General features: G+C 67.7%; 13 protein-coding genes. 7 read left to right on the top strand and 6 right to left on the bottom strand.

What is annotated here, in order from left to right:
* Positions 1-32: 32 nt before the first annotated feature.
* The 5 genes from ACFRJ8_RS08890 to ACFRJ8_RS08910 form a co-directional block, all read right to left on the bottom strand.
* A complete protein-coding gene (locus tag ACFRJ8_RS08890) occupies positions 33-2,870 on the bottom strand; it encodes a molybdopterin-dependent oxidoreductase (protein WP_377985744.1) in 2,838 nt (945 codons plus the stop codon).
* A gap of 2 nt (positions 2,871-2,872) precedes the next feature.
* Positions 2,873-3,823, bottom strand: coding sequence for an FAD binding domain-containing protein (locus tag ACFRJ8_RS08895; protein WP_377985745.1), 951 nt, complete (start codon positions 3,821-3,823; stop codon positions 2,873-2,875).
* Positions 3,814-5,097: an XdhC family protein gene (locus ACFRJ8_RS08900; protein WP_377985746.1), complete on the bottom strand. Its 1,284-nt coding sequence runs from the start codon at positions 5,095-5,097 to the stop codon at positions 3,814-3,816. The genes ACFRJ8_RS08895 and ACFRJ8_RS08900 overlap by 10 nt, the downstream gene beginning before the upstream one ends.
* Before the next feature lie 17 nt (positions 5,098-5,114).
* Complete coding sequence (locus ACFRJ8_RS08905) at positions 5,115-5,609, bottom strand: nucleoside deaminase (protein WP_377985747.1); 495 nt, start codon at positions 5,607-5,609, stop codon at positions 5,115-5,117.
* A gap of 315 nt (positions 5,610-5,924) precedes the next feature.
* Positions 5,925-6,092: a hypothetical protein gene (locus ACFRJ8_RS08910; protein ID WP_377985748.1), complete on the bottom strand. Its 168-nt coding sequence runs from the start codon at positions 6,090-6,092 to the stop codon at positions 5,925-5,927.
* Positions 6,093-6,519: 427 nt separating this feature from the next.
* On the opposite strand from ACFRJ8_RS08910, the gene pucL reads away from it, so the two are divergent.
* Positions 6,520-7,428 carry a factor-independent urate hydroxylase gene (pucL, locus tag ACFRJ8_RS08915; RefSeq protein ID WP_377985749.1) on the top strand — a complete coding sequence of 303 codons (909 nt, stop codon included), beginning with the start codon at positions 6,520-6,522 and terminating at the stop codon, positions 7,426-7,428.
* Positions 7,429-7,535: 107 nt separating this feature from the next.
* Positions 7,536-9,044, top strand: a complete 1,509-nt coding sequence (locus ACFRJ8_RS08920) for a nucleobase:cation symporter-2 family protein (protein WP_377985750.1) — start codon at positions 7,536-7,538, stop codon at positions 9,042-9,044.
* Positions 9,045-9,140: 96 nt separating this feature from the next.
* On the opposite strand, the gene ACFRJ8_RS08925 is transcribed toward ACFRJ8_RS08920, so the two are convergent.
* Complete coding sequence (locus tag ACFRJ8_RS08925; protein WP_377985932.1) at positions 9,141-9,896, bottom strand: IclR family transcriptional regulator; 756 nt, start codon at positions 9,894-9,896, stop codon at positions 9,141-9,143.
* Between the two features lie 206 nt (positions 9,897-10,102).
* On the opposite strand from ACFRJ8_RS08925, the gene ACFRJ8_RS08930 reads away from it, so the two are divergent.
* From ACFRJ8_RS08930 to ACFRJ8_RS08950, 5 genes are all read left to right on the top strand, one after another.
* Positions 10,103-11,515: an NAD-dependent malic enzyme gene (locus ACFRJ8_RS08930; protein WP_377985751.1), complete on the top strand. Its 1,413-nt coding sequence runs from the start codon at positions 10,103-10,105 to the stop codon at positions 11,513-11,515.
* 35 nt (positions 11,516-11,550) lie between these two features.
* On the top strand, positions 11,551-13,149 hold the full coding sequence (gene aceB, locus ACFRJ8_RS08935; protein ID WP_377985752.1) for a malate synthase A: 1,599 nt from the start codon (positions 11,551-11,553) through the stop codon (positions 13,147-13,149).
* A 3-nt stretch (positions 13,150-13,152) separates the two neighbouring features.
* Complete coding sequence (locus tag ACFRJ8_RS08940; protein ID WP_377985753.1) at positions 13,153-14,463, top strand: DUF6986 family protein; 1,311 nt, start codon at positions 13,153-13,155, stop codon at positions 14,461-14,463.
* Positions 14,464-14,499: 36 nt separating this feature from the next.
* Complete coding sequence (locus ACFRJ8_RS08945; RefSeq protein WP_377985754.1) at positions 14,500-15,315, top strand: bifunctional allantoicase/(S)-ureidoglycine aminohydrolase; 816 nt, start codon at positions 14,500-14,502, stop codon at positions 15,313-15,315.
* A gap of 141 nt (positions 15,316-15,456) precedes the next feature.
* Positions 15,457-15,621 carry a glycine zipper domain-containing protein gene (locus ACFRJ8_RS08950; RefSeq protein ID WP_377985755.1) on the top strand — a complete coding sequence of 55 codons (165 nt, stop codon included), beginning with the start codon at positions 15,457-15,459 and terminating at the stop codon, positions 15,619-15,621.
* The last annotated feature ends 185 nt before the right edge of the window (positions 15,622-15,806 follow it).

The following is a 15,806-nucleotide window of genomic DNA, read 5'->3' on the forward strand; positions in this document are numbered from 1 at the left end:
TACGAGACCCGTGTTGCTCTAGTGCGTTGGCCCTAGGAGAAGGGGACGAGGCCTGCGTCCTTCAGTCCGCGATAGATCTTGTCCCGGGAGATCGGCAGCTGGGAGTACCTGACGCCGGTGGCGTTCCGGATGGCGTTCGCGAGCGCCGGCGCCACCGGATTGAACGGGCTCTCGCTCATGGACTTCGCGCCCAGCGGACCCAACTTGTCGGACGTGTCGGCGAAGTACACCTCGCTGCGGGGCACGTCCGCGAAGGAGGGGACGTGATACTGCCGCAGGACGTCGGTGATCACGCGGCCGGCGTCGTCCACTGCGACTTCCTCATACAGCGCAGAGCCGAGGGCCTGGGCGATCCCGCCTTCGATCTGGCCGCGGCACTGGCGCGGATTGACCACCACGCCGGCATCGGCCGCCTGCACGCTTTGCAGTATCCGCAACTCCCCGGTCCCGGTATTCACGGCCACCCGGAAGCCCTGGACATTGAACGCCACGGACCGCGGCGTCCCGCCCCAATGCCCCTCGGCGGCGAGCTCGACTCCGGCCTGCAATGCAGCGTCATAGATTTCCGTCAGCGGCACCCGGATTCCCTCGCAGATCACGGCATCGTCTTCCAGCACGCAGCCGGAGGACTGCAGCCCGCGGATGCCGGCGGCGAAGCCGCGGATGCGGACGGCGAGGTCCTCGGCGGCTGCCAATGTCGCTTTGCCCGCCACCACGGTGCCGGCAGATCCGAACGCACCGGAATCGTGGTCCACGAGGTCTGTGTCGGACTGCCGCACTGTGACGCGGGCGGCGGCGGTGGACAGTGCGGTGGCGGCAAGCTGCGCGTGGACCGTAGTGGTGCCGTTGCCGAATTCTGCCGTCCCGACGTCGGCGGCGTACGTCCTGTCCGGCAGGAGCCGGAGCCTGGAGTGGGCAAAGTGGCCGCGTGGCGGGACGGTGTCGATCATGGACAGGGCCGTCCCCTGCCCCACCACCCAGTCCGGGCCCAGGTTGTCGAGGCCGGCCGCGTGGTAGCGTTCCAGGCCGCGGGCCAGGGCATCCTCCACCAGCTTGGTGCACTGGTCCAGGCCGTAGCTGCCGTAGCGGACGTCCTCCTGGGGCTCGTCGCGGGTGGACAGCATGTCATCGCCTTCCCGGACCATGTTCCGGCGGCGGAACTCCAGGGGGTCCATGCCGATCCCCGTGGCGAGCTCGTCGATGCCGGATTCGATCGCGAAAATCATCTGACTCAGTCCGTAGCCGCGGAACGCGCCCGAGGGCACGGTGTTGGTATACACGGCGCGGGCGTCCACTTTCTTGTTGGCGCACTTGTACACCCCCAGCGACTCGCCGCAGCCGTGGAACATGACCCCGGGCGCGTGGTTGCCGTAGGCGCCGGTGTTGGTGAGCACCTCCAGCTGGAGTGCGGTGAGCCGGCCGTCGCGGCTGGCGCCGGCCTTGAGGTGGATGGTGAACGGGTGCCTGGTGGTGGCGGCGGTGAACTGTTCGGTCCGGGTGAATTCAAGCTGCACGGGACGGTTGAGCTTCAGGGCGGCCAGCGCGACGATGTCCTCGGTGAGCACCTCCTGTTTGCCGCCAAAACCGCCGCCCACCCGTCCCGCCACCACCCGGATCTGTTCTTCCGGCAGGCTGAAGACCCGGGCCAGGGTCCGCCTGACCAGGAACGGGACCTGGCTGGAGGTCCGGATCAGCAGCCGCCCGTCGCTGCCGAAGGAGGCGATGGACCCATGGGTTTCGAGCGCCATGTGCTGCACCCGTTGGGTCCGGTAGGTGTGCTCGTGGATGAAGTCGGCCGCGGCGAAACCGGCCGACACATCGCCGAGCTCGGAATGCAGTTCCGCCACGACGTTCCGTTCCGGCCCGCTGATGCGGGCCGTGGCCGCGTCCTTGTCCCCGTGGATGGCGGGGGCCCCGGGGAGTATGGCGCGCTCCGGGGTGAAGACAGCCTCCAGCAGTTCGTAGTCCACCTTGAGGGCCCGCACGCCGGCCTCCGCTGCCGCCACGGTCCCGGCGACGACGGCGGCGACCCGCTGGCCGACGAAGCGTGCAACGTCGTCGAACACCCGGGTGTCGTCCGGGTCGTCGGTGTAGAGCTCGTGCTGCGCGGTGGAAAACAGCTGCGCCGGGGAGTCCTGGTGGGTGAGGACCGCCTCGACTCCGGGAATGGCCAGCGCTGCCGCCGCGTCGATGGAGCGGATGCGGGCGTGGGCATGCGGGGAGCGCAGCAGTTTCACATGCAGCAGCCCGGGCAGTTCATCGGCCGGGACATCCAGGGTGTAGCGGGCCTGTCCCGTGACGACGGCGAGGCTGGCGGGTGCGGGAACGTCGTCGCCCAACTGTCCGGGGCGCGGCTCCGGCTGGCCCTGCCCGGCGATCCCGGATCCCGGGCCGGCGGGCTTGGGGTGTCCTTCCTTCCCGCAGACCGCGTCCTCGATGGCGCGGTATCCCGTGCACCGGCACAGGTTGCCCTTGAGGTTGCGCGGCAGGTCTGCCTTCTGCTCGTCGTCGAAGGCGGCCGCCGTCATCACCAGGCCGGCCGTGCAAAATCCGCACTGGAAGCCCTGCCGGTCCAGGAACTGCTGCTGCATCTGGTGGAGTGCGGCGCCGTCGGGGGCGTCAGCTCCAGCGGAGGCACTCGTGGCGGCCAGGCCTTCGATCGTGGTGACGGCGCGGCCCTCCGCGCGGACGGCGGGATAGATGCAGCTGTGCACCGGCATCCCGTCCACATGCACCGTACACGCGCCGCAGTCTCCGGCGTCGCAGCCCTTCTTTACGCCCAGGTTCCCCTGCTCGCGGAGGAACGTCCGGAGGCACTGGCCGGGGCGGGGTTCGGCCATTACCGGGACGCCGTTGATCTCGATGGGCACGTTCAGGCCCCTTCCGTCCGGGGCCCAGCATTCACGGACCTGGCCCGCGGCGGCCAGAAGTCACCGGAGACGCGAAGCGGGCCGTGGCCTGCCGGGGCGGTGAGTTCGGCCCGGATCTCGTGGGCCAGCCGGTACGTCATGTCCTTGCGCCAGGCGGGCAGTCCGTGGACGTCGTCGTGGTACAGCTCGTCCGGGATGGCCGCATCCAGGGCCTCGAAGAGGGTGTCAGTGAGGGCCTCGGCGAGCGCCGCCACGGAGGGCTTGAGGCGCAGCTGCACGGGGCGTTTGGTGGCTGCGGTGACGGTCAGGACCAGGGCACCGCCGGCGTCGAGCCTTCCGATCAGCAGCACCGCGGACCGGCCAAGGTTGCTCAGCGACAGCCGGCGGAAGGCCACCCGGGAGGACAGGGCCGACGCCGGCAGGCTCACGCTGCGCAGGAGCTCGCCAGGGGCCAGGGCATTGGTCCCGTCTCCCGTGACGAAGTCCAGCACGGGGAGCGTGCGGGAGGCGGCGCCGGGACCCAAGATGGTGGCGGTGCCGTCGAGCGCCGCGCAGAGCGAGATGATGGGCCCGGCCGGCAGGGCGGTGCACAGGTTGCCGCCCACCGTGGACATGTTCCAGACCTTGAAGGAGGCCACAAAGGACTCGCAGCACGGGCGGACGAGCTCCACGCCGGGCCAGTCCGCAGCCAGTCCCCGGCCGGCGTCCGAGTTAGGGAAGGCAGACAGTTGCGCGACGGTGCAGGTTGCCGCCAGCTCGATGCCCGCCACCGAGACGGCAATCGGAGTCCAGTCCGTGGCTCCGAGGTCCAGGAGACGCCGGAGCGGTTCCTGTCCGGAGACGGGGCTTCCGGCGGAGAACAGCACGGTGCCCCCTGCGAGCCAGGCGTCCCCCTCGCGCCAGTCGGCCGGATCCGCGGTGCGGACCACGGCCTCGATGGTGTTCATGTCCACTGGGCCTCCTGAGGTTCGGGCATGCCTGAGCTGCTGTCGGGAAGGCTGCTGTGGTGAAGATTGCTGGCGTGATGACCGCTGCTCTGATGAGTCGCGGCGTAGTGGTGGATGGGGCCGCTGGCATCTTTAAGCGACGCGCTGCCCTGAGCCAGGCCGGCGGCCTTGCTCCGGTTGGCCACAAGCTCCGCCGCGATGGACACCGCAACCTCTTCCGGCGTGACGGCGCCGAGGTCCAGGCCGATGGGTGAGTGCAGCCGGGCCAGGTCCTGCTCGGCCACACCGGCCTGCCGCAGGGCATCGACCCGCCCGATGTGGCTGCGCCTGGACCCCATGGCGCCAACATAGGCCACGTTTAGGCTGAGCGCGGCCTGTAGGAGCGGGACATCGAATTTGGGATCGTGCGTGAGCACGCAAATGGCCGTTCGGGCGTCGGTGCCGCCGGCCCGCGCCTGGTCCGCCAGGTATCGGTGCGGCCAGGCCGTGGCCACCTCGTCCGCGGCGCTGAACCGATCCTGCTGCGCGAACGCCGGGCGCGCATCGCACAACGTGACGTGGAAGCCCAGGAGTTTCGCGGCCGGCAGCAGTGCCGCGCCAAAGTCATTGGCGCCGAAGATCAGCAGGCGCGCCGAGGGCAGCCGGCTCTCCACCAGCAGGCTCACGGGCTCCGGCTGGCAGTCCCCCGCGGGCGCGAGCCGGACCAGCCCGGTGCGGCCTCCCCTCAGCAGCGGTTCCAGCTGGGTTGCCGCTGCCAGCAGCATGCGCCCGGCACCGGCGGAACCGACAGCGCCCAGCAGCGCGGCCAGTTCGGTGGACTGCTGTACCTGGAAGGCCGCCGGGTCGGGAACCACGACGGCGCCGCCTCCGCCGGCGTCCATCCTGCGGATCAGCGCCGCCCCGCTGGCCGGATGCCGCCCGGTCAGTCCGTGCAGGCTCTCCAGTCGGAGCCGGCCGGGCCCCGGCCCCAGGGGTTCGATGTGGATTTCCAGCCCGCCGCCGCACGTGAGTCCGGCGGCAAACGCGTCCTCGGCGCTGTAGCCGAAGAACTCGCGGCGCGTCCCGCCGTCGTGCATTGCCTCCATGGCCGACTCCACGACGGCCCCTTCAACGCAGCCGCCGGACAGGCTGCCCAATACCTCGCCGGCCTCTGAGACCAGCATGGACGTGCCCACGGGCCTCGGCACCGATCCGGACGTGCCCACCACGGTGGCCACCGCGCAGCGCTGGCCGGACGCGGCCGGCCGCCAGGTGCCCAGGAGCGGGAGCAGATCCAACATGGCCGCAGTCCCCGGCGCTAGTACTCGGTCCTGGACTCGAGGGAGTTCCAGGCGTTGAAGGGATCCATTGCCCCGGGGGCATCCGGGCCTGTCAGTTCCAGCCTGCCCACCGGCATGAGCGCGTCGCGCTGATCGTTCTCGAAGTATTCGTAGAAGACGGCATCATCGAACCCCGCGGACGCGGCATCGTGCCGGTCCGCGGCGAAAACCACGCGTGACACCCGCGCCCACAGCGCGGACGCCAGGCACATGGGGCACGGCTCGCAACTGCAGTAGAGAGTGGCTCCGCTGAGATCGAAGGTGCCAAGTTCGCTGCAGGCCCGTCGGATGGCCGTGACCTCGGCATGTGCCGTGGGATCGTTGGTGGCGGTGACGCGGTTGACGCCGTCGAACACTTGCCCGTCCGCGGTGACCACCACCGCGCCGAACGGGCCGCCGCTGTTCAGGACGTTGGCCATGGCCAACTCGATGGACCTCGCCAGGAACTTCTGGGCCGTATCGGTTGTCATCACGCTGCCACTCCCTACCTGCGGAAGCCTTTACACCGCCACGGGAACGCAAGGGCCGGATGCGACGGTGACCAGTCTTCAGCATGTGCCTTGAAGGTTGCGCCTGGTAGATAGCGACCCGGAACCGGGCCGCCCGCCGTTGGCAAGATGAGAGTAACACCGGGACGTCCGCCCGGCGCCCCTATTTGGCAGAAGCCCAGTTTCGTTATGTGAATTCTCTATTTCCGGGTCTTCACACCCGCTGCGCCTCCCGCAGTGGCGGCCACCGCCTCAAGGCGCACACCGCCCAAAGAAAGGGCCTACCGCCCGAAGAAGGGCCTACCGCCCGAAGAGCGGCAGCGCGCGGAGCCACCGGGAAAAGCCGCGGTCTCTGCGCTCACACTCGGCCGGAATGTAGAAGTCCGGGTCCGTGCCGCCGAACGGCAGGTACAGCTCCTGGCCTGGCGCCGGAAATTCAACGGCGGTGTCCTTCTCCTTCGAGTCCATGGACTCCCCCTCACTGGTTGTGTGGCCACTTCATCGCGGCGGGACGATCACTCAGGCAAAGTTCCACAATTTGGAAATTATTTATTGTTATGTGGAAAGAATAGTTGGCGCGGGAACCGGCGGTCAAGGGCGCGGCCGGGGCGCGGCCGGGCGCGGGCCTCTGGCAGGGGGCCGGCCAGGAGCCGCCGCGGTCACAATCCGATTTTTCAAAAAGTGATGTACACCACGCCTGGGCCGGGCTACGCTTAATCCCAATTCGTGGCGCAGGTCACGTAACCTGGGAGCAGCAGGCAGGGTCGTAATGAGCTGGCATCAACTGATGTCGGCTCTTTTTTGTGGGCCGACGGATTAAGAAACGCGCGGGAAACAAGCGCTTAATTTCTATGTGGGACTTTGGTGCCACATACCTGAAGTTGGGAATCAGACCATGAGCAACAAGATCGTCCTCGGCCACAACCAGTACGGAAAAGCCGAAGTCCGGGTCGTCAAGATCACCAGGGACACCGAACGCCATGAGATCGAAGACCTGAACGTCACCTCGCAGCTGCGCGGGGACTTCGCAGCAGCCCACCTCGAAGGCGACAACAGCCATGTGGTGGCCACGGACACCCAAAAGAACACGATCTACGCCTTCGCCCGGGACGGCATCGGCTCCCCTGAAGCCTTCCTGCTGCGGCTGGGCAAGCACTTCACCTCGAACTTCGGCTGGGTCACCGGCGGCCGCTGGGCGGCCGAGTCCTACAAATGGGACCGGATCCAGGCCCACGGAGCCGGGCACGACCACTCCTTCGTCCGCAGCGGCCAGGAAATCCGCACCGCGGTCCTTGTCCGCGACGGCGCCACCGAGCACCTCATCGCCGGGCTCAAGGACCTCACCGTGCTCAAGTCGACCCAGTCCGGATTCAGCGGCTTCCCGCGGGACAAGTACACCACGCTCCCGGAGACCGCCGACCGCATCCTCGCCACGGACGTCTCGGCCCGCTGGCGCTTCCGGACCGGCACCGACTTCAGCACGTTCGACTTCAACAAGAGCTACGACGACGTCAAGAGCCTGCTCCTGGAGGGCTTCAGCGAAAAGTACTCCCACGCCCTGCAGCAGACCCTCTTCGAGATGGGCGCCAAGGTCCTGGAAGCGCACACCGAGATCGACGAGATCAAGTTCTCCATGCCCAACAAGCACCATTTCCTCGTCGACCTCTCGCCCTTTGGACTGGACAACCCCAACGAGGTCTTCTTTGCCGCCGACCGCCCCTACGGCCTGATTGAGGCCACGGTCCAACGTGAGGACGCCAGCCCCGCGGAGATCGCCTGGCAGGGGATCGCCGGCTTCTGCTAGGACTCCCGAGCCCGCCGGCCCGGACCGCCGGGCCGGCACACCAGTACCCGTTAGCCAGACATTGTTAGCCGGACGACGACGTCCGCCATGAACCAAGAAGGTCTGCCATGAACGCACGCAAGAAATTGACCGCCCGGCTGCCACGCACCGGCGGCCCCGGCGGTACTCCCCGCCCCGAAGACGAAAGACTCTCCGTCGGAAGCAGCTTCGCCTACGGCTTCCAGCACGTCCTGACCATGTACGGCGGCATCATCGCCGTCCCCCTGATCGTCGGCCAGGCCGCCGGCCTGGCTCCGGCCGACGTCGGGGTCCTGATCGCCGCCGCCCTCTTCATGGGTGGCCTGGCAACACTGCTCCAGACCCTGGGCGTGCCGTTCTTCGGCTCCCAGCTTCCCCTGGTCCAGGGCGTTTCCTTCGCCAGCGTGGCGACCATGGTCGCCATCGTCACCGGCGGAGGCGGCCTCCCGGCCGTCTTCGGCGCCGTGATCGCCTCTGCAGCCGTCGGGCTGCTGATCGCCCCGGTGTTCTCCAAGATTGTCCGGTTCTTCCCCCCGGTAGTCACCGGTACCGTCATCACCACCATCGGCCTCACGCTGATGCCCGTGGCGGCCAACTGGGCCATGGGCGGGAACAAGAAGGCCGCGGACTACGGGAGCGTGGCCAACATCGGGCTGGCGGCCATTACCCTGGCCCTCGTGCTCCTGCTCAGCAAAGTCGGCAGCGCCACCATTTCCCGCCTGTCCATCCTGCTGGCCATGGTGGTCGGAACCGGGATCGCCGTGGTGACCGGCATGGCGGACTTCTCGAAGGTCGGGGACGGCCCGATCGTCGCCTTCCCCGCACCGTTCCACCTCGGCGCCCCCACTTTCGAGGCCGCTGCCATCATCTCCATGCTGATCGTGGTCCTGGTGATCCTGACCGAAACCATGGCCGACATCCTGGCCGTCGGCGAGATCGTGGGCACCCGGGTCGACTCGAAGCGGATCGCCGCAGGCCTGCGGGCCGACATGGTGTCCAGCCTCGTGGCGCCGGTCTTCGGCTCCTTCACGCAGAGCGCCTTCGCCCAGAACGTCGGACTGGTTGCCGTCACCAAGATCAAGAGCCGCTACGTGGTGGCGGCCGGCGGTGTCATCCTGGTGCTGCTCGGCCTGCTGCCAGTGCTCGGCCGCGTGGTCGCGGCGGTTCCCACTGCCGTGCTGGGCGGCGCAGGGATTGTGCTCTTCGGCACCGTGGCCGCGAGTGGCATCCGCACCCTGGCCAAGGTGGAGTACCGGAACAACATGAACCTGATCATCGTCGCCGCCTCCATCGGCTTCGGGATGATCCCGATCGCCGCCCCCACGTTCTATGACAAGTTCCCCAGCTGGTTCGGAACGATCTTCCACTCCGGCATCAGCTCCGCAGCTGTCATGGCCATCTCGCTAAACCTGCTCTTCAACCACCTGAAGAAGGGCAACTCGGAGAACCAGTCGGTCTTCGTGGCCGGGACGGGCCGGGTCATCCGCGAGGAAGACCTTCAGTGCCTGGCCGAGGGCGACCGTTACGAAAACGGCAAACTGATCGACTGCGACGGCAAGGAAGTCCCGGTGGAGTCCGCCGCTACCTCCGAACACTAAACACGACAGCCACCACCGCCTCAGCGTTGCGGCCCCTCCCCCGGACGGAGAAGGGGCCGCAACCTGGCCTCGCAGACTGCAGGATGACGGCGGGCCTCAGCTCTTGTTGAGGTCCTGGGAAATCGCCAGGGCTGCCTCGCGCAGCAACGGCACCGCCCGGTCCGCGAAGGACTCGTCCACGCGGGAAACGGGTCCGGAGACGGAAATCGCCGCGGGGGTCGGCGCGTTGGGGATGGCAATGGCGAAGCAGCGGACGCCGATCTCCTGCTCTTCCTCATCGATGGAATAGCCGCGGCTGCGGATCAGCTTCAAGTCGGCGAACAGAGACTCGACGTCGCCGATGCTCTTGGGCGTGGGCGTGGGCATCCCCTTCCGGGTGACGATGCCACGCACCGCCTCATCGTCCAGCTGGGCCAGGATCGCCTTGCCCATGCCGGTGGCATGCATATAACCGCGGCGGCCCACTTCGGTGATCATCCGCATGGAGTGCAGGGACGGGACCTGGGCCACGTACATCACCATGTCGGAGTCCAGCACGGCCATGTTGGCGGTTTCGCCGAGCCGTTCCACGAGGGACTGGAGCTGCGGCCGGGCGAGCGCACCCAGCTGCTTGTTTGCCGCTTCGCCAAGGCGGATCAGGCGCGGGCCCAGGGCATAGCGGCGGTTCGGCAGCTGCCGGATATAGCCCAGGGAGACGAGCGTGCGCAGCAGCCGGTGGATGGTGGGAAGCGGCAGATCGGTGGAGGCCGACAGTTCACTGAGTGTGACGTCGCCGCCGGCATCTGTAATCAGTTCCAGAAGTTCGAAAACGCGTTCAACGGACTGCACGCCTCCGGGGGCTTTTTCCGCCATAACTTTGCTCTCCTGAGGGTTGCTCACGACAAATTTTATCCACATCGTGAAAAAAGTGCTTAGTAGACCCAAGATACCGTACCGCCGGGCCGTCGTCGACGAAGCCTCAAGGGCTTGTATTTCCACAAAGTAGATAATAATATCCATCATACGAAATAAATGAGCACAGTGAGAGCCCGTCTGCGGGCCGACTAGGAGGAAATTCAATGGCGAATCCCAGCCCCGGAAATTCGATCACCCTGCGCGTGGAGGCGCCGTCCAGCTTCACCGCCACCAGCGAACTGGCCGCCGCCGTCGGTGCCGCCGGCGCCGCGATCACAGCCCTGGACGTCACCGAGTCCCACCACGAGACCCTGGTAGTCGACGTCACCTGCAACACCACGGACGACCGCCACGCCGCCCGCGTCAAGGACGCGCTGAACGCGCTCGACGGCGTCACCGTTCGGAACGTCTCGGACCGCACCTTCCTGATGCACCTTGGCGGCAAGCTGGAGGTTGTCCCGAAGGTCGCCCTGCGAAACCGCGATGATCTCTCCCGTGCCTACACCCCCGGTGTGGCCCGAGTCTGCCTGGCGATCGCGGAAAACCCCGAGGCCGCCCGCAACCTGACCATCAAACGCAACACCATCGCCGTCGTGACCGACGGCTCCGCCGTCCTGGGCCTGGGCAACATCGGTCCGGCGGCCGCGCTGCCGGTCATGGAAGGCAAGGCCGCGCTCTTCAAACAGTTCGCCAACGTCGACGCCTGGCCGGTCTGCCTGGACACCCAGGACACGGAGGAAATCATCCGGATCGTCAAGGCTCTCGCCCCGGTCTACGGCGGCGTCAATCTTGAGGACATCGCCGCGCCTCGCTGCTTCGAGATCGAAACCCGGCTCCGCGAGGAACTCGACATCCCGGTCTTCCATGACGACCAGCACGGAACTGCAATCGTCACCCTGGCCGCCCTGACCAACGCCCTGCGCGTAGTGGACAAGGAACTCGCCGAGGTCCGGATTGTCGTTTCGGGCGTCGGCGCGGCCGGCTCCGCCATCATTCAACTGCTCAAGGCGCAGGGGGCCCGAAACATCATCGCCGCCGGCCGCTCGGGAGCGATCCACTTCGGCGAACAGTACGACGACGAGCACCGCACCTGGATTGCCGAGAACACCAATGAACGGGGCTTCTCCGGCACCCTGCACGAAGCGCTCAAGGGAGCCGACGTCTTCATCGGCGTCAGCGCACCGCACGTGATCGGGGAAGAACACGTGGCATCCATGGCCAAGGACGCTATTGTGTTCGCCATGGCCAACCCCACGCCGGAAATCGACCCGGTGGTTGCATCACGGCATGCCGCCGTGGTGGCGACCGGCCGCAGCGATTTCCCCAACCAGATCAACAACGTCCTGGCCTTCCCGGGGTTCTTCCGCGGGCTGCTGGACGCGGGGGCGGCGGACATCACCCCGGAGATGCTCGTGGCCGCCGCCGAGGCGATCGCCAACCGGGTGGCGGACGATGAGCTCAATGCCAGCTACATCATCCCCAGCGTGTTCGACCCCCACGTTGCCGCCGACGTCGCCGCCGCAGTTGCCGCGGCGGCCCATGCGGCAGCCCCGGCCGCCGCGCTGACCCACGCCTGATTCGCCGCCTGATTCACCAACCAGGAAGGACCACAATGGCCCTCACCATCTCAGCCCACCGCCCCGTTGACCGTGCGGAGGAGATCCTCACTCCCGAGGCGCTGGCCTTCATCGAGCAACTGCACCAGCGTTTCGCCGGCACCCGCGGGGAGCTCCTCAAGGCCCGCGCGGTCAAACGCGACGAGGTGGCCGGCACCGGCCGGCTCGATTTCCTGCCGGAAACCCGCGACATCCGTGAGGGCGACTGGGCGGTGGCCCCCGCCCCCGCTGCCCTGCAGGACCGCCGGGTGGAAATGACGGGCCCCGCCGCCCCGGCCAAGATGGCCATCAACGCCCTGAACTCCGGGGCCAGGGTCTGGCTCGCCGACCTCGAGGACGCCAGCACCCCCACCTGGTCCAACGTGATCGAATCGATCCTGAACCTCCGCGACGCCGCTGCCGGCAACCTGGCCTACACCTCCCCGGAAGGGAAGGAATACACCCTCCGCACCGACGCCCCGCTTGCGGTTGTTGTCGCCCGCCCGCGCGGCTGGCACATGAGCGAGCGCCATCTGCTGATCGACGGCGAACACACCGTGGGCGCCCTGGTGGACTTTGGCCTGCACTTCTTCCACACCGCCAGGCAGCTGCTGGAGAACGGCCATGGCCCGTACTATTACCTGCCCAAGATGGAGAGCCACCTCGAGGCCCGCCTCTGGAACGAGATTTTCGTCTTTGCCCAGGACTACCTCGGCATTCCACAAGGCACCATCCGCGCCACGGTCCTGATCGAGACCATCCCCGCAGCTTTCGAAATGGACGAGATCCTTTACGAACTCCGCGACCACGCGTCAGGCCTGAACGCGGGCCGCTGGGACTACCTGTTCAGCATCATCAAGTATTTCCGCGACGCCGGCTCGCGCTTTGTGCTGCCGGACCGCGCCACCGTGGCCATGACCGCGCCGTTCATGCGCGCGTACACCGAACTGCTGGTCAAGACCTGCCACCACCGCGGCGCCTTCGCCATGGGCGGCATGGCGGCCGTCATTCCCAACCGCCGCGAACCTGATGTGACCGCCCAGGCGTTCGAGAAAGTGCGCGCAGACAAGACCCGCGAGGCTAACGACGGCTTTGACGGTTCCTGGGTGGCCCACCCGGACTTGGTGCCGGTCTGCCGGGACGTCTTCGACGCCGTGCTGGGCGAGCGGCCCAACCAGCTGGACAGGCAGCGCCCTGAAGTCTCGGTCACCGCGGACCAGCTCCTGGACATCGCCTCCGCCCATGGCACGGTCACCGAGGCAGGCATGCGCCTGAACCTCTACGTCGCCGTCGCCTACACAGCGGTGTGGATTTCGGGCAACGGCGCGGTCGCCATCCACAACCTGATGGAGGACGCCGCGACGGCGGAGATCTCCCGCTCGCAGGTCTGGCAGCAGATCCGCAACCAGGTGGTCCTCGCGGACACCGGCAGGACCGTCACGCGCGAGCTGGTCTCCGGGATCCTGACCGAGGAAACCGAAAGGCTCCGCGGCGAGGTGGGCGAGGACGCCTTCGCGAAGCACTACCTGCCCGCCAGCAAGCTCATTGGCGACATCTGCCTGTCCGAGGACTACACGGACTTCCTCACCACGCCGGCCTACGAGCTGGTGGGCTGAGCCATGGCCGCATATCCCTCCGGGTCGCCCACTGGACCTCCCCCCGGGGCGCTCTCCCGCGCCGACCTGAACCGGATCGATGCCCAGCTGGCGGCGACGGATGAACTGCTGGAGCGCAACTATCCGGGCGATGACGGCACCCGCCAGCCGGTACACACCGTCTACGTCCCGGCCGACCGCTTCACCCCGGGCTTCGCCGCCGACTGGGGTGCCCAGGCCCTGGCTGCAGCCGACGCCCACGGCGGGCTGGAGCGGCTCGGCACCCTGCTCGGCCAGGACCCGGCACTGGCCGGCGCCGTCGCACCCCGCGTCGCCGCGAAGCTGGGCAGCGAGCCGATCGAGGACCTACGGCTGGACTTCGAGGACGGCTACGGGGACCGGGGTGACGACGCCGAGGATGCCGACGCTGTCGCCGCCGCGGCCGCCGTTGCCGCCGCTGTGGCGGACGGCAGTGCGCCGCCGTTCATCGGGATCCGGTTCAAGTGCTTCGAGGCACCCACCCGTGCCCGGGGCCTGCGGACCCTGGATCTCTTCGTCTCGCAGCTGGCCGCCGCCGGCGAACTGCCGGACGGGCTCATCCTCACCCTGCCCAAGGTCACCACCGTGGCCCAGGTGCAGGCTATGGACTTCGCCGTTTCCCGGCTGGAGGAATTCCACTCGCTGCCCGCCGGGCGCCTACGGTTTGAAGTCCAGGTGGAAACGCCGCAGCTGATCCTGGGCCCGGACGGCACCTCCCCGGTGGCGCAGCTGCCGCACGCCGTCCCCGGGCGGATCAGCGCCCTGCACTACGGCACCTACGACTACTCGGCGTCCCTGCAGATTTCCGCGGAATACCAGTCCATGGAACATCCGGTGGCTGATTACGCCAAAGAGGTGATGCAGCTTGCCGTGGCCGGCACCGGCATCCGGCTCTCCGACGGCTCCACCAACATCATCCCGGTGGGCGAGAACGTGGAGCAGGCCTGGCGGCTCCACGGCCGGCTGGTCCGCCGATCCCTGGAACGCGGCTACTACCAGGGCTGGGACCTCCACCCCGCCCAGCTGCCCAGCCGGTTCGCCGCGACCTACGCCTTCTACCGGCAGGGGCTTCCCGCCGCCGCCGCCCGGCTCCGCAACTACGTGGAGCGCACCGACGGCGGCGTCATGGATGAACCCGCCACCGCACGCGCCTTGGCAGCCTTCGTGCTGCGTGGCATCCAGTGCGGTGCTGCCGGCGCAGACGAAGTCCGGGAGCTGACCGGCATTGGCTTGCCCCAGCTGACCGTCCTGGCACACCCCCGGCTGGCACAGCCTGCCGCCTCCCACAACCACTGACCCTATTCACTGACCGTTTCACAAAGGAGCGCACCTATGAGCAACTACTTTTCACCCGAAGGCGGCCTGCCGCCCCAGACTCAGCTCCTCACCGACCGCGCCGTGGTCAAAGAGGCCTACACGGTCATCCCGAAGGGGGTGCTGCGCGACATTGTCACGAGCAACCTTCCCGGCTGGACCAAAACGCGCGCGTGGATCATCGCCCGGCCCATCGCCGGCTTCGCCACCACGTTCTCGCAACTGATCGTGGAAGTGGGGCCTGGCGGCGGCAGCGACAAGCCCGAGGCGGAGGCCGGCGTCGAGGGCGTCATCTTCCTCACCAAGGGCGAACTGACTTTGACGCTCGACGGCGAAATCCACCACCTTGAGACCGGCGGCTACGCCTACCTCGCCGCCGGCTCGGACTGGAAGGTCTCCAACGATGGTCCCTCGGAGGTTGCCAGTTTCCAGTGGATACGCAAGGCCTATGAGCCGCTGGAAGGCTTCACGGCGAAGTCATTCGTGACCCGTGACCAGGACGTCGAGCCGCGGCCCATGCCGGACACCAACGGTGCCTGGGCGACCACCCGCTTCGTGGACCCCGACGACCTCGCCCACGACATGCACGTCAACATCGTCACGTTCCAGCCCGGCGGGTCCATCCCGTTCGCCGAAACCCATGTGATGGAACACGGGCTCTTCGTCCTGGAGGGCAAGGCCGTCTACCGCCTCAACGACGACTGGGTGGAAGTCGAGGCCGGCGACTTCATGTGGCTGCGCGCCTTCTGCCCGCAAGCCTGCTACGCCGGCGGGCCAGGGCCGTTCCGCTACCTGCTCTACAAGGATGTCAACCGCCAGATCCGCCTCACGTAAGACCGATCCACACCATGGAGTCCGCCCCGCAGGCCGGGGCGGACCCATTCGTGGTTCCGGGCCGTACGCCGCTCCGGAGCCGTCCTCGGTGCCGGAACCGTGACCCCTTGTGGCCCCCGCGATGCTTGCTAGCCTGAGAGTGTGAAGTACGAATCCCTGTCGATCGGAATGCTCCTTGGCGCGGCCCTCGGCTTCGCCATCGGAGCCGCCACCGTCGACCAGCCGTTCACGGGCCTGTTGATCGGCGTTGGGCTCGGCGCCCTCGTCGGCCTGGCGGCCCGAAAGGACCCCCACAAGGGTAGCTAAGTCCCCTGGCCTGTTTCCCGCACGCCCCGGACTGCCGCCCCCTGAAACGCCGGACCCGAAACACGGGATTCCCACGCGCCTCCCCTGCAGCCCACACCCCGCGTTCACCCGCCACGCTTCCACACACCCCTTGACTCCGCTGCCACACCTTCCCTACACTTTCATAAAGCAGAATCTTAATTCCA

This window comes from Arthrobacter sp. NPDC056886 (assembly GCF_042788715.1).
Classification (GTDB): domain Bacteria; phylum Actinomycetota; class Actinomycetes; order Actinomycetales; family Micrococcaceae; genus Arthrobacter.

What these genes read in the sequence shown, in the direction of transcription:
- aceB (WP_377985752.1), top strand. Translation starts at nt 11,551, where the DNA reads ATGGCCCTCACCATCTCAGCCCACCGCCCCGTTGACCGTGCGGAGGAG.
- ACFRJ8_RS08900 (WP_377985746.1), bottom strand. Translation starts at nt 5,097, where the DNA reads ATGTTGGATCTGCTCCCGCTCCTGGGCACCTGGCGGCCGGCCGCGTCC.
- ACFRJ8_RS08945 (WP_377985754.1), top strand. Translation starts at nt 14,500, where the DNA reads ATGAGCAACTACTTTTCACCCGAAGGCGGCCTGCCGCCCCAGACTCAG.
- ACFRJ8_RS08910 (WP_377985748.1), bottom strand. Translation starts at nt 6,092, where the DNA reads ATGGACTCGAAGGAGAAGGACACCGCCGTTGAATTTCCGGCGCCAGGC.
- ACFRJ8_RS08920 (WP_377985750.1), top strand. Translation starts at nt 7,536, where the DNA reads ATGAACGCACGCAAGAAATTGACCGCCCGGCTGCCACGCACCGGCGGC.
- pucL (WP_377985749.1), top strand. Translation starts at nt 6,520, where the DNA reads ATGAGCAACAAGATCGTCCTCGGCCACAACCAGTACGGAAAAGCCGAA.
- ACFRJ8_RS08925 (WP_377985932.1), bottom strand. Translation starts at nt 9,896, where the DNA reads ATGGCGGAAAAAGCCCCCGGAGGCGTGCAGTCCGTTGAACGCGTTTTC.
- ACFRJ8_RS08940 (WP_377985753.1), top strand. Translation starts at nt 13,153, where the DNA reads ATGGCCGCATATCCCTCCGGGTCGCCCACTGGACCTCCCCCCGGGGCG.
- ACFRJ8_RS08930 (WP_377985751.1), top strand. Translation starts at nt 10,103, where the DNA reads ATGGCGAATCCCAGCCCCGGAAATTCGATCACCCTGCGCGTGGAGGCG.